Source organism: Lacrimispora sp. (assembly GCF_032078915.1).
Taxonomy (GTDB): domain Bacteria; phylum Bacillota; class Clostridia; order Lachnospirales; family Lachnospiraceae; genus Lacrimispora.
Map to the genome: position 1 here is coordinate 82782 of NZ_DAMAUN010000005.1, position 13648 is coordinate 96429.

Sequence of the window (13648 nt, forward strand, 5' to 3'; positions counted from 1 at the left end):
GAGGAAGGTATGAATAGTATCACGACAAAAAAATTAGATATTGCCTATGACAACGCTTTGATTGTGAAGAATCTGGATCTGGTGATTCCTCAAAAAAAAATCACTTCGATCATCGGACCCAATGGATGCGGGAAATCCACTGTGCTAAAAGCCATCGGACGCATTTTGAAACCCAAAAACGGAATGGTTTATTTAAATGGAGGTGATATCTCAATACTTCCCACAAAGGAAATTGCAAAAAAAATGGCGATCTTGCCTCAATCACCTTCCGCTCCCGGCGGGCTGACAGTAAGTGAACTGGTTGCATATGGGCGGTTTCCTCACCAAAGCGGGTTTGGAAAATTGACTCCTGAGGATAAAGAAATTGTACGGTGGGCAATCTCGGCAACCAAGCTTATGGATTTGGAACATCGGGAAGTAAATACATTATCCGGGGGGCAGCGGCAAAGAGTCTGGATTGCAATGGCACTTGCCCAGCAGACAGATCTGATTTTACTTGACGAGCCAACCACTTACCTGGATCTGGCTCATCAGCTTGAGATATTGGAGCTCTTATACGGGCTGAACCGCAGCCAGGGGTGCACCATTGCCATGGTACTTCATGATTTAAATCTGGCGGCTCGTTTTTCTGACTATATGATTGCGGTCCGCGGAGGAAAAATCATTCAGCACGGCAGTCCGGATGAAGTAATGGTACCTCATGTATTAAAGGAGACATTTTCCATAGATGCTGAAATTGTCAAGGAACCAAGAACAGGACGGCCTGTGTGCCTGACGTATGCTCTATTACATCAGGAACGTCTGTCCCCAAAGGAGGCGATTCCCGTATGAGAACTGCACTGCGGATATTCCGGGAGGCAAAAAGGTACAGGATTCATCTGATCGCTGCACTTTTTGCCCTCGTGGTATCTACGGCAGCTGGATTTTATACGCCGTGGGCACTAAGGGAATTAACGGCACTTGCGACAGAAGGAATCAGTGATTTTCAGGTACAGGCCCTGCGTATCGGACTCTTACTTATGGCAGCAGCTACCATCCAGGCGGCAGGCACTTCTGCGGCAGGATATTTAAATCATTATGCGGCCCTTCATTATGTGGCAGACTTACGCAAACGGCTTTACGGAAAACTGCAGCATATGAGCTTAAGCTATTTTCATAAAAGCAGAACAGGCGATCTCACCAGCCGTGTAGTAAATGATGCGCTGGATGCAGAGGTACTTTTGGCACATGTGATTCCGGATTTTGCAGTCAATGTTCTTACATTTATAGGAGTAGGAGTTTTGCTGTTTACGATCAATGGAAAGCTTGCCATAATGAGTCTGGTTACCATACCTTTTCTTCTGGGAATCACCATGTGGCAGAGCCGTCATGTATCCCCTACGTGGAAAGAAAATTCCAAGGTAAGAGGGGAGCTTGCAGGAAAGGTGCAGGATAATCTTTCCGGCATAAAAGAAATTCAGATTTTTAATCAGCAAAGCCATGAGGAAAGTAAGGTTGCAAATCTTTCTCTTCGCCACAGCTTAGCGTATCTTCGTGCAAGTTTCTTTTTTGAAACAACGTATCCCCTGCTTGCCTTTGTCACTGCATTGGGAACGGTGATCGTCGTCGTTTATGGCGGGTACCTGGTGGGAACCGGGGAAGTGGAGATTGCAGACATTGTTGGATTTGTTATGTATCTGTCCATGTTTTATGGTCCTGTAAAAAGTTTTTCCTCTCTTGCGGAAAGGGCAGGAGAAGCCGGAGCCGGATGCAAACGGGTATTTGATGTTTTTGATGAGATCCCGGAAGTAAAGGAAAAGAAAAATGCAAAAATCCTTAACCGGGTACAAGGAGAAATAGTACTGAAAGATCTCTCTTTTTCTTATCAGGAAGATATTCCGGTAATGGAGAATATGAACCTGACCATTAAGAAAGGGCAGACAGTGGCTTTGGTTGGGACAACAGGTGTAGGCAAAAGCACCATAGCAAACCTGATCAATCGGTTTTATGACCCTCAGGAAGGAGCTGTTTACATCGACGGAGTTGATATCCGGGATGTGACGCTTTCCAGTTTAAGGGATAATATCTCCATGGTGTTACAGGATACATTCCTTTTTAATGGAACGGTATATGAGAATATTGAATATGGATGGAAAGATGCTAAAAGAGAAGATGTCATTTCGGCGGCAAAAGCAGCAAATGCCCACGATTTCATTGAAAAGATGGAAAACGGATATGATACGTTTATCGGGGAACGAGGTGTTTTGCTGTCCGGGGGACAAAGGCAGAGAATTGCCATTGCCCGCGCAATTTTAAGAGATTCTCCAATCCTGATCCTGGATGAGGCAACTTCTGCTCTGGATACGAAAACAGAAAAGGAAATACAGGCGGCTTTGAATGAGATTTCAAAGGAGCGCACGACCATAATGATCGCACACAGGCTTTCTACTACCCGTGAAGCTGATCTGATTGTAGTGCTTGAAGGGACCGGTATTGCAGAGATGGGCACTCATGACGAACTGATTGCAAAGGGAGGAATTTTTGCCCGCCTGCATGGAGCTCAGGCATCGTAGGGAAGGTTATTAAAAAACGGATCACGGAAGAAGTTTCTGTGGTCCGTTTTCCTGTGGAAACGGCGGTAGGAGAGAGGACCTATTACTTCCCATCCCCCACCTCCATAAATTTAGCCGGAGAGCAGCCGATATACTTCTTAAATACCTTAATAAAATACTTATATTCAGAAAATCCCACCATCTCCGCAATTTCATATACCTTATACTGATCTGATTTCAGAAGTTCCACAGCTTTCTGCATCCGGTAACGGTTCAGAAAATCATTGAAGGTGTAGCCGGTCTCGCTTTTGAATTTCGTGTTTAGATAGGTACAGGAAAGATTATATTCTTCGCTTAAATCGGTTAAGGAAAGGCGGGAGGAATAATGCTCTTCGATATACTTTACCATGGAGCTCACATATTTATTTTTGAAGGTGACGGTTTCTGAAATATCTGTTTCTAATATGCCCAGCTTTTTCTTCTCCAGATCGATTTGCCGGATGTATCCCTTCATCCGTGTATTTGCTTCCAGCTTCTCGGTGATCTTAAGAATCGCATCATAAAGTTCTGTAAAATCCACGGGTTTTAACAGATATTCTGTGACGCCAAGGCGGATCGCCTTTTTTGCAAATTCAAATTCACTGTATCCGGATACGATAATGGCTTCATAACCGTATTCTTTAATGCTTTCTTCCAACATCTGCAGTCCGTTCATGATGGGCATGTTGATATCTACAATTACGATGTCGGGCTCATTGTCTTTGATCTTTTGAATTCCATCGACGCCGTCTATGGCTTCGCCTACGACTACGCAGTTGATTTCCTGCCAATTTACCATGAACATCAGACCTTTTCTAATGATATCTTCGTCTTCTACAAGTAGAACCTTATACATAATAATCCTCCATATCTGCCGGCATGGTTACTGTGACCCGTGTGCCGGACCCGGGCTGGCTTTCGATGGTCACGCCGTATCCAGGACCATATAACAGACGGACAACACGATGGGAATTATAGAGACCAATATGCTCCTTATATCCATCCTCCAATTCCAGCCCGGCCCGCAGACTGGCAAGGCGCTCTCCATCAATCCCGCTTCCGTCATCTTCCACACACAGCTCCAGAAGGTCTTCCTGCACTCGTGCGGTGATCGTAATGGAGATGGAATGGGTATTTTTCATGCCGTGAACCAGGGAATTCTCCACAACCGGCTGAAGCAGCAGCTTGGGAATCCGGTATTCCAGCAGTTCCTCCGGAATATCGATATGATATTTCAAACGCCGGTTATAACGCATTTTTTGCAGCAGGAGATAATCATTGATATATTCTATATCCGTTCTGAGGGAGACTATGGTGCTGCCATAATAGATGCTGTAGCGCATGAGTCTGGCGAAGGACTGAACCATATCAGAGGCTTTTGCCGCATCAATCATAATTTCATACCGGAGGGTCTCCATAACATTAAAAATAAAATGAGGGTTAAATTGTTCTTCTAATTGCTTGATTTCCATGGTCCGCTTTCGTTCGGACAGTTCACTGTTATATTTCAGCAGTTCTTCCCGTTGTATTACCATGTGGCGGTATGCATCATCCAGCTTCTGGAATTCATCAAATACTTTAGAACGGAGCTGATAGTCCATGTTGCCCTTTCCCATCTGCTCAATGGATTTCTGGAGTTCATTGATGGCCAGAAGATTTTTCTGGGTAATGTGTTCGGTTACAGGCAATGAAATAATGACCAGCAGGATTCCTACGATAAGCATGAATACAAAGCCGTATAGCAGGAGATCTTTCTGATATTCAGTGGAAGCCAGTGTATATAAGATCAAAGAGCTTCCGGGAAGTGAGCTTTTTTGAATGTGATAATGTTTTCCATTGACCTTTACCACACTTCCTTCCTGCCAGTCCATCCGATATTTTCCGGAAGGGTATTTGTCTATTGGGTCAGTCTGCTGGCGGCTGATGGAAAAGATAAGATTATCATATCGGTCCGTGATGATAACATCATCCAGAGGATATTCCCGGATGATCTCATAAAGATAGGTGTCCAGCAGGTCAAAAAACAGATAGCCGGTAAGTGCGCCGTCCGTTACCACCGCTTTGCCAAGAATTAAATCTCCCGCCTGTTCATGGGCATAGTTTAACCGGCTTGGCAGCGTGAAGATCTTTTCAGGCTGTTCCTGCATCTGACTGGTCATGCGGCGAAAAACATCACTTTCATGGAAAATCTCCTGGTTGCCGGCAAATAGATTGCTGCTGACGATTCGTCCATTCTGGTCTAAGAGTATAAAAGATGAACGGATTGTCTGGGCGTTGGTAAAGTCATAAAGAAGCCGGTTATTTGCTGTGACGGCGGCAGGGGCTGTGCTGCTTAGTGCGGTCAGAAGAACTGGATTTTGGGTAAGTTCGGTCAGGCCCTGTTGATAGAGCAGAAATTGTTGATCCAGGATGCCGGATAACTGAATATGATTTCTTTTATTTGGACCGGAGATAATCCATTGTACATTGATTAGTAGGAATAAAAGCACCAGCACAAATAATAGTGATATGATGGAAAGTGCGTATTTCATAAAGGATTTTTTGATGTAGTCCTTGTACTGATTACTTTTCATAGGGGGGACCTCCGGATGGGTATATGGGTGATAGCTGAGGGGGGGGGGTGTGGATATAGTTATTATAACATAAGTCCGCAGTGTAGCTCATAAAACCTGCGGTTTTATGAGCTAACGGGCATTCGCCCTATGAAATAAGTCATGAAAAGATTTTCTTATGTGCAAGCACAACGAAAATCTTTTCATGACTTATTTCCCACTGCTCATTGCTTTCGCTAAATGCTTATATCATTGCTGCCCGTTAGTTTGAAGAACAGAAGCAGCGATAGAATACTGGTTAGGGTTAAGATGGTTGAATAAGCAGCAGCATTACCAAAGTTGCTTCTAATGACCTCCGCATAAATAGCTACGGTCAGTGTCTGGGTCTTGCTGGTATAGAGGATGATGGAAGAGCTCAGTTCACTGATTAGGGTGATCCAGCTCATAATGGCGCCGGATAATACACCGGACATCATCATGGGTACTGTGATTTTTGCAAATGACTTTGTCTCGGAACAGCCCAGACTGATGGCGGCTTCCTCCACACTGGGACTGATCTGTCCGATGATGGCGGTACTGGAACGGATGGTGTAGGGCATGCGCCGGATGGACAGTGAGATGACGATAATGAGGGCGGTGCCGCTGAGGAGAAACGGTTTTGTGTTAAAAGCATATAAAAATGAGATACCCAGTACAGAGCCTGGTATGATGTATGGGAACATAGTGACCGTATCAAGGATATTAGTCAAAATTGATTTTTTTCGTACAGTCAGGTACGAGATCAAAATTCCAAGCACCACGACGATCGTGATGGCACAGAGCCCGAATAAATAGGTGTTGAATATGGCGCCGTTGTTATTCTTGGAAAACAGTGTGTTTCGGTAGTTATCAAGTGAGAAACCTCCGGTGTATACGCTTCCTCCTCCAGTAGCCAGGAAAGAAGTGAAGATAACGGTTAGCTGCGGAAGAATGGCGATGAGGACAACCAGGTATACAAACAAATGGGATAATACATTTTTAAGGCCAGTGCAGTTTTCTGCTTCCATGGGTTTTAAAGCAGTCATGGAATAGGTATATCGGTTTCCCAAATAGCGCTGGAAGAAGAATAACAGCAGGGTAATGCCGATGATAATGACACAGAGTGCAGCAGCAAAGTGGTCATCGGTACTGACCTCGCCCATAAACTGGCTGTACATCAAGACCGGGAATGTCTTATAACCTTCACCGATCAGCATAGGGGTACCAAAGTCGGAGAAGACTCTCATAAATACCAGTAAGGAGCTGGCAAGCATGGTGGGCATGACCAGCGGCACGATCACTTGAACCACTCTCTGCATGGCGCTGCAGCCCAGGCTCTCAGCGGCTTCATTTAAGGAGTTATCCAGATTTTTAAGAGCGCCTGAGATATACATATAAACCAGTGGAAAGGATTGCAGAGAGAAGACAAGAACAATTCCTGCAAATCCATAAATGCCGTTTAACTTTACATGAAACAGATCGTTTAAGATTTTGGTGATAAATCCATTGCGCCCCAGTAACTGGATCCAGGCATAAGCTCCGATAAATGGAGGAGAAAGATAGGACATGACGATCAGGATATTTAAATACTTACTTCCTCTGATTCGTACACTTCGCAGAACATATGCCATAACCAGACCCAGAACCGCCGCCAGCAGGGTGGAAACAATGGTGACTTTAAAACTGTTTACCAGGGTGCTCCAGTAATATTTTCTGGCGAAGAATTTACCGAAATATGCAAGACTGAAGGAACCATCCTCGGACAGCACGCTCTTATATAATATCAGAATTAAGGGGTAGACTACGAAGATGAGAAAAAGGCCGAGAATCCCCAGTGCCATAGCTACCCAGATATTGAACTTCTTTTCTCCGGCATACCTCATACCTGATCCCTCCTAACCACAAGATTTTTATTTCCGTCTTCGGTATAAACGTTGATCTTTTGAGGCTGTAAAGCAAGACGGATGTTAGAGCCATCCGGGATGATATCCCAGATATCGGAATTTTGAATGACTTCAATTTCCTGACCGTTTGCCAGAGCAACAAAATAATGAGTGGTAATGCCAAGAAATACACTGCTTTTTACAGTTGCAGGGATGCCGTCGCCGTCTGCCTGGTTGATGATGAATTCTTCGGGACGAATGGATACCTTGATATTCTGACCGTTTTTTACTTCCTGGCTTAACTGATCCATAGATACGGTATAATCCTGAATCTGAATGGAAGTTTTACCGTTTTTAACCAATGTTATACCGGACAGGATATTGGATAAGCCGATAAAGGTAGATACAAACAGGTTTGCAGGACGCTGGTAGATGTTCTTAGGCGTATCGATCTGCTGTATCACACCGCCGTTCATGACTGCGATCCGGTCTGATACAGCCAGAGCCTCCTCCTGGTCATGAGTTACATAAACGGTGGTGATGCCGATCTGCTGCTGAATCCGTTTAATGGCATTTCTCATCTCCACACGAAGCTTCGCATCCAGGTTTGACAGCGGCTCATCCATCAGAAGAACTTCGGGATGGATAACGATGGCCCTCGCTAAGGCGACTCGCTGCTGCTGGCCGCCTGACAGTTTGGCGGGCATACGATTTTTTAAATGGTCGATTTTAACAATTTTCAAGATTTCATCCACCTGGGCATCGATTTGTGATGCAGGTATTTTTCTGTTTTTTAGTCCAAAGGCCACATTATCCCTGACTGACATGTGGGGGAAAATGGCATAGTTCTGGAAGACCATACCCATGTTTCGTTTGTTGGTGGGGATGTCGTTGATCACCTTCTGGTCTACTTTGATCTCACCGCCCTCGATGCTGTTAAAGCCGATGATCATTCGAAGCAGGGTTGTCTTGCCGCAGCCGGATGGTCCTAGCAGGGTGAAGAACTCCCCTGGTTTAATATCCACGGATAATCCATTGATGATGGTATCTTTACCAAATCGTTTTACTGCGTTTTCTATACTGATTGCTACTCCCATAGTTCCTGTCTCCTTACGTATTCCGTATTTTTTGGTACAAAAAGACTGCCCCTGACTGAGTCTCAGGCAGTCTTTTGTTTGGATCGATGCAGTTTATTAATCCATGGATGTTTCCATGTGCTCACTGAACAGATTGGTGATCTCTAATTTGTGTTCTGCTACCCATCCTTCATCATAATTATCAAATAATTTAATTTCGCTTTGAGGTTTCATATAATCAGCCAGAGTGGCGTCTTTTCTCAGCGGCCTTACGGTCAGTGTGGAACCGACTGCATTCTGAATCTTTTCAGACAGCATGTAATCTACAAATTTCTTAGCATTTTCCGGATGTTTGCAGTCTTTTAGAATCTGTACGGATTCACCGGGGAAGATGGCTCCTTCTACCGGGAATACAACTTCTACTGCGGCACCTTCCTTAACATAGTTGGCAGCAGGATCTTCCCAGGTTAAGCCAACCACATATTCCCCTTCAGCCACGCCTTTATATACCTGGCTGGAGCTGTTGCACATCTTGCCGTCTAAGTTGGCGATAAACTTGTCTACATAGGCCCACGCTTCGTCTGAAAGGGGATCGCCGTCTTTGCCCATACCGTAAAGCATAGCCAGTAATGACTGGAATGCGGAACTGGAGTTTACAGGATCGCCAAATGCGATTTTTCCTTTTAATTCAGGATTTAATAAATCCTCGAATCCATCGATCTTCATATCCCCTTTTAAGTCCTTGTTTACGATCATTACAGTAGGATCTGCAAATGCAGGGGTAAAGTAACCGGTGGTATTTTTGAAAGCATCGATCATGCTGCCGTCTTCGGAAGATACATATTCCATGAACAGGTCTTTGGATGCGGATAGCATGGTCTGGTCAGCGACCCAGAAGATATCGCCAAGAGGATTGGCTTTTTCTGACTGAGCTCTCTTTAACAGCTCTCCGGTTCCGGCGACGACCACCTCGACTTTAATGCCGGTGTCTTTTTCAAATTCAGGAATCACGGCATTGTTTAAGGATTCGCCCCGGGCGGTATAAACGACCAGAACAGGATCTTCCTCCCCTTTTGGCTGAGCGGCGGCTTCGGTTTTTCCGGCATCTGCCGCCGTGCTATTATCTGCCGGTTTCCCGGAGCTGCAGCCGGTGGCTGCCAGTGCCATGGCTAATAAGACTGCTGAAACTTTTACTGTTTTCTTCATGTGATTCTCTCCTCCCTGTTGGTGTTTCACTGGTTTATCTGATAATTACATTTTAGCTGTGGGGGTCAGAAATGTAAATCCGACAATTTCACACAAAGGTGTAAAATACACAACATAATGCCCTGTCCCGCTGTTCTAAGCATATTAAGCACTGGCCTGATGTAGTGGTTCAATCCAATTCAGCAACCGCTCAGGAAAGCGCCCCTGCAGGCGAAGAGCTGTCTGCCCAGGCAAAGGTACTTAACGGTCTGGCAAATCAGTTTACTTTAAAGAGAATGTGGTTGATAATTATAAAAAATGGTGTCCTGCTGATCAACCGGCAGAACGCCGTTTTTTATTGGGTTTACTTCGGTCATGCATTTTATTTGCAGTTTAAGGATATACAGGATATAATTTCAATATAGAGGTGGTCCAATGTTCAAAATAGGCGAGTTTTCTAAATTAACGCAAGTATCAATCCGTATGTTAAGGTATTACGATGAAACAGGTCTGCTAATGCCTGCGGCAACCGACAGGTTCACCAATTACAGGTTATATGCTGCGGAGCAGATTTTCACTTTGAATAAAATAATTTTCTTGCGCGATTTAGGTTTTAATGTTTCCGAAATTGCGATTGCCCTTAATCATTGGGATGATGAATTTATTGCAAAGCAGCTTGAGAATAAGCGCCTGGAAATTGAGAATGTAATTAAAGCAGAACAGGAGAAACTATCAAAAATTGAGCTGGCAAAGAATGATATTCAAAGAGAAAAGATGGAAATAAACTACAATGTCTCGATTAAATCCATTCCCAGTTATCAGGTATTTTCTTTAAGACGCATTGTTCCCGATTATTATGCAGAGGGGCAGCTGTGGAAAGAAATGTCGGCCTTTGCAGATAAAAATAATATTCTTGTTTCGAGTGATACTTTTACCATATATCATGATATGGATTACAGAGAAAAAGATGTAGATATGGAAATATGTGCGCCTGTGGCTCGGATGGGGGAAAATAAAAACGGTTTTGTGTTTCGTAATACGGAACCTGTTCCCAATATGGCTTGTACGATGGTATATGGGCCTTTTGAAAATATTGCGGGAGCATTTCTTGCTTTTGCAAGCTGGCTGCAGGAACATAACCAGTATAAAATGATCGGGCTAAGCAGGCAAATTGTTCACCGCGGGCCGTGGAATGAGGAATGCCCCGATGCATACTTGACTGAAATACAGATCCCGCTGGAAAGAATATAACAAAAAGCGTCTTGCAAAAATATTTGCAGGACGCTTTTTTTCATATTGACTCTCACATGATGTGAGGGTTTACATTGGATTTACAGATAAAATAAAAATAACGTGGAGGAACGTACAATGCAAAAATTTCATGTAAACCCTATTGGTAAAATCAACGTCAACGAAGATGGAATGTTCATTGAGCTTGAACAGAAATATATTCCTGCCTTGCAGGCGTTAGATGGGTTTAGCCATCTTAGTGTTATTTGGTGGTTCAGCGACTTTGATAACGAGCAAATGAGGAATACCATTGAAACCCAGCAGCCTTATAAAAGATCACCTGCAGTAATGGGCATATTCGCTACTAGATCGCCAGTCCGCCCTAATCCGATTGCACTGTCAACAGCACAAGTGATTCATATAGACTATGAAAAGGGCATCATTCAAATCGCGTATATTGACGGGAATGACGGCACACCTGTACTTGATATAAAGCCATATACGCCCAGCCTGGATAGAGTGGAAACTCCCCGTGTGCCGGAATGGTGCAGCCACTGGCCCATGAGTCTGGAGAAATCAGGAACCTTTCATTGGGAAGAGGAATTTAATTTTTAACTTACCGAGGATAGTCGGTTTAAGCGTTATTTCGTTCCCTTGCACAATGCCCACTGGATCCCATCCAAAATCCAGAATAATGCGGCTCCTACCACTGACATGATGACAATGCCGCCGTACATCTGAATGTAGTTAATCCTGGACCATGCGTCCAAAATGTAGTAGCCCATCCCCCAGCGGGTTCCATAAGCTTCTACAATTAAAAGGATGGCTAAGGAGGTTCCAGTTCCAATCCGGATGCTGGTGAACAGCTCCGGCAGTACCGCAGGCAGGGTGATATCCTTTAAGATACTTCCTTTGCGGGCGCCTGCGCTTTTTGCCACATAATAAATTCCCTGATCAATATGCTCCGCCGCATCCCGGACCGCCACAATGATCTGGAATACCGTGGTTAAGACGATGATGAGAATTTTGGAGCCATTGCCAAGCCCTAAAAGCAGCATACAGACCGGAAGCAGCGCAGTTTTGGGAACCGGGTAGGAAAAGTACACCAGAGGGTGTAGGAGGCGGTTGGCAATGGCAGAGGAGGCCATGAAAATCCCAACAGGTACGCCGATGAGGAGGGCAAGGGAAAGGCCTGCCGCCACACGGCCTAAGCTGGCTCCTATATGAAGCCAAAGCCCACCGTTTACCACCTGGCTGAACTTGCCATAGACCGTTAGTGGGCCAGGAAGCACAGAGGTGGACAGAAAGGCGGCGAGAAGGAACCAGAGCAGATTTACGAGTAAAAACCCTTTGAAAAAGACCCACATTTTTTTTCTCATATCTCATCCGCCTTTATGATTTTCTCCGTGATCTGCTGTTCAAGTTCCGCATAGGCTGCTTCTGAGGGACGTTTTACACCCTGCCATGGATTTTTACTGAAAAGATTGAAGCCGCCGCCCCGTTTCATAACCGCGATGTTATGGGCAAGGTAAAGGGCGTCTTCCACCCGATGAGTAACTATGACGGCAGTGGGCCTTTTTTCCTTCCAGACCCGCAGAAACAGTTCCCTTGCCGCCAGAGCCGCCGCAATATCCAGAGCAGCGAAAGGCTCGTCCATCAGGAGAAGTTCCGGATTCATAAGAAAGGCTCTTGCAAGAGCAACACGCTGCGCCTGTCCGCCGCTTAATGTACCTGGATAACGTTCTAATAATCCGTCAATCCCCAGCTCTTTGCACAGGCCGAAAAGCTGCATTTCCAGGTTATGGGTATTTCCGCGGATTTTGGCCGTAAACAGGCAGTTTTCCTTTACTGTCTTCCAGGGCAGCAGCCCGTAGTTTTGAGGGATCAGTCCGATAGAACACGTTTTGGGGTCAAGCCCGTTACCGTCCAGGGTGATGGAGCCCGTAAAGGGCAGTATACCTGCCAGGGCGTGAACCATGGTGGATTTTCCGCAGCCGGAGGGACCAGCAACAGCCAGGACCGTTCCGGTCTCCAGCTGCCAGGATACCTGGTCAATGACCTTATGCGTCCCGCCTTTCCCATATGTGACAGAGATATCTTTTACTTTCAGCATCTGGCTCCCCCCGTTCTTCTTTGGTTTCTATTTCAATTCTCCGATCAGTTGGTCAGGCTTTAAATCCGGGTTGCATAATTCCTTCTTAGCCGCCCATTCCACAGCTGCCTGTAAGTCCGCCGCCTTTGGCAGTTCATTTTTCCGGTAGTCCGGCAGCTTAATCGTTCCGGTGAGTTCTTCCGGATAGCCTGCCGCCTTGATGATCGTGGCTTCATACTCTTTTAACGGCGTGGTATTCAGATAATTAACCGCCTCATCGTATGCCTCATACATCTTTTTTATGGTATCGGATTTTTCATCAATGGCTTTCTTTGTAAATGCAGATACGGCCGGATACAGACCGTCGGTATTGGCGCTTCCAAGAACTACTGCGCCATCCTTGATCGCCAGGGTGGAAAATGGTTCCGGCAGAAGAACCAGATCGATCTTGCCGTTTCGCAGCATTTCAAGCCTGTCCGGGATCCGCGGTACCACCTGCTTGTCCAAATAGGTATCATCTAACCCGGCATTCGTTAAGATATAATCCAGGGAGTACTCGATCAGCGTGTTTTCCGAGATTGCAATGCTTTTTCCCGCGGCGTTCTCCAGGGAAGTGATTCCGGTATCCTTACCAGCCAGCAGTACATAGTCCCCGTCAGTGCATCCGGTTGCCTTTACGTCCAGTCCTGCATTCTGATACATGCACAGGCCGATGAAGTCCGTAAAGACCCCGTCTAATTCTCCTGCCTGAAGAGCTGCATCCCGGTCCTTTGCAGAAGAGAATACCTGCATATCCAACTGGACTCCGTACTTTTTGTCAAGCCCCTGTTCCGTGATGATGGTAAGGGGGACAATATCGGAAGAATACATGACTCCCAGATGAACCGTGGTATCGACGGGTGTCTTTGCCTTGCCGGCGCATCCGCCCAGGATAACCGCCGCTGTACAGCCAAGCAATGCCGTAAGAATTCCTGTTCGGCCTAATATATAATGTTTCTTAGAACTTTTTCCTGATTTTTTCATAGATTCTCCTTTTGCTTAT

Annotated in this window: 12 protein-coding genes and 1 pseudogene; 5 read left to right on the top strand and 8 right to left on the bottom strand. The window is 45.4% G+C overall.

What is annotated here, in order from left to right; translation table 11 throughout:
* Window positions 1–9: 9 nt before the first annotated feature.
* Together RT269_RS03565 and RT269_RS03570 are read left to right on the top strand one after the other, a co-directional pair.
* On the top strand, window positions 10–831 hold the full coding sequence (locus RT269_RS03565) for an ABC transporter ATP-binding protein (protein ID WP_313180611.1): 822 nt from the start codon (window positions 10–12) through the stop codon (window positions 829–831).
* Window positions 828–2552, top strand: coding sequence for an ABC transporter ATP-binding protein (locus RT269_RS03570; protein ID WP_313180612.1), 1725 nt, complete (start codon window positions 828–830; stop codon window positions 2550–2552). Before RT269_RS03565 ends, RT269_RS03570 begins: the two co-directional genes overlap by 4 nt.
* A gap of 82 nt (window positions 2553–2634) precedes the next feature.
* On the opposite strand, the gene RT269_RS03575 is transcribed toward RT269_RS03570, so the two are convergent.
* The 5 genes from RT269_RS03575 to RT269_RS03595 all read right to left on the bottom strand — a co-directional run bounded on the left by RT269_RS03575 (window position 2635) and on the right by RT269_RS03595 (window position 9305).
* Complete coding sequence (locus RT269_RS03575) at window positions 2635–3426, bottom strand: response regulator transcription factor (RefSeq protein ID WP_313180613.1); 792 nt, start codon at window positions 3424–3426, stop codon at window positions 2635–2637.
* Window positions 3419–5143: a sensor histidine kinase gene (locus tag RT269_RS03580; protein ID WP_313180614.1), complete on the bottom strand. Its 1725-nt coding sequence runs from the start codon at window positions 5141–5143 to the stop codon at window positions 3419–3421. Before RT269_RS03580 ends, RT269_RS03575 begins: the two co-directional genes overlap by 8 nt.
* Before the next feature lie 215 nt (window positions 5144–5358).
* Window positions 5359–7023, bottom strand: coding sequence for an ABC transporter permease (locus tag RT269_RS03585; protein WP_313180615.1), 1665 nt, complete (start codon window positions 7021–7023; stop codon window positions 5359–5361).
* Window positions 7020–8120 carry an ABC transporter ATP-binding protein gene (locus tag RT269_RS03590; RefSeq protein WP_313180616.1) on the bottom strand — a complete coding sequence of 367 codons (1101 nt, stop codon included), beginning with the start codon at window positions 8118–8120 and terminating at the stop codon, window positions 7020–7022. The genes RT269_RS03585 and RT269_RS03590 overlap by 4 nt, the downstream gene beginning before the upstream one ends.
* Window positions 8121–8216: 96 nt before the next feature.
* On the bottom strand, window positions 8217–9305 hold the full coding sequence (locus RT269_RS03595; protein ID WP_313180617.1) for an extracellular solute-binding protein: 1089 nt from the start codon (window positions 9303–9305) through the stop codon (window positions 8217–8219).
* Window positions 9306–9469: 164 nt separating this feature from the next.
* Here RT269_RS03595 and RT269_RS30325 point away from each other — a divergent pair.
* From RT269_RS30325 to RT269_RS03605, 3 genes and pseudogenes are all read left to right on the top strand, one after another.
* Window positions 9470–9709: pseudogene (locus RT269_RS30325) on the top strand (hypothetical protein); the annotation flags it as partial.
* A 10-nt stretch (window positions 9710–9719) separates the two neighbouring features.
* On the top strand, window positions 9720–10535 hold the full coding sequence (locus tag RT269_RS03600; protein WP_313180618.1) for a MerR family transcriptional regulator: 816 nt from the start codon (window positions 9720–9722) through the stop codon (window positions 10533–10535).
* A gap of 117 nt (window positions 10536–10652) precedes the next feature.
* Window positions 10653–11129 (top strand): SAM-dependent methyltransferase, encoded by a 477-nt coding sequence (locus RT269_RS03605; RefSeq protein WP_313180619.1) that lies wholly within the window; start codon window positions 10653–10655, stop codon window positions 11127–11129.
* Between the two features lie 26 nt (window positions 11130–11155).
* On the opposite strand, the gene RT269_RS03610 is transcribed toward RT269_RS03605, so the two are convergent.
* The 3 genes from RT269_RS03610 to RT269_RS03620 are packed head-to-tail and all read right to left on the bottom strand — an operon-like array spanning window position 11156 to window position 13629.
* Window positions 11156–11893, bottom strand: coding sequence for an ABC transporter permease (locus RT269_RS03610; RefSeq protein WP_313180620.1), 738 nt, complete (start codon window positions 11891–11893; stop codon window positions 11156–11158).
* Window positions 11890–12627, bottom strand: coding sequence for an ABC transporter ATP-binding protein (locus tag RT269_RS03615; RefSeq protein WP_313180621.1), 738 nt, complete (start codon window positions 12625–12627; stop codon window positions 11890–11892). The genes RT269_RS03610 and RT269_RS03615 overlap by 4 nt, the downstream gene beginning before the upstream one ends.
* Before the next feature lie 27 nt (window positions 12628–12654).
* On the bottom strand, window positions 12655–13629 hold the full coding sequence (locus tag RT269_RS03620; protein ID WP_313180622.1) for an ABC transporter substrate-binding protein: 975 nt from the start codon (window positions 13627–13629) through the stop codon (window positions 12655–12657).
* Between the last annotated feature and the right edge of the window lie 19 nt (window positions 13630–13648).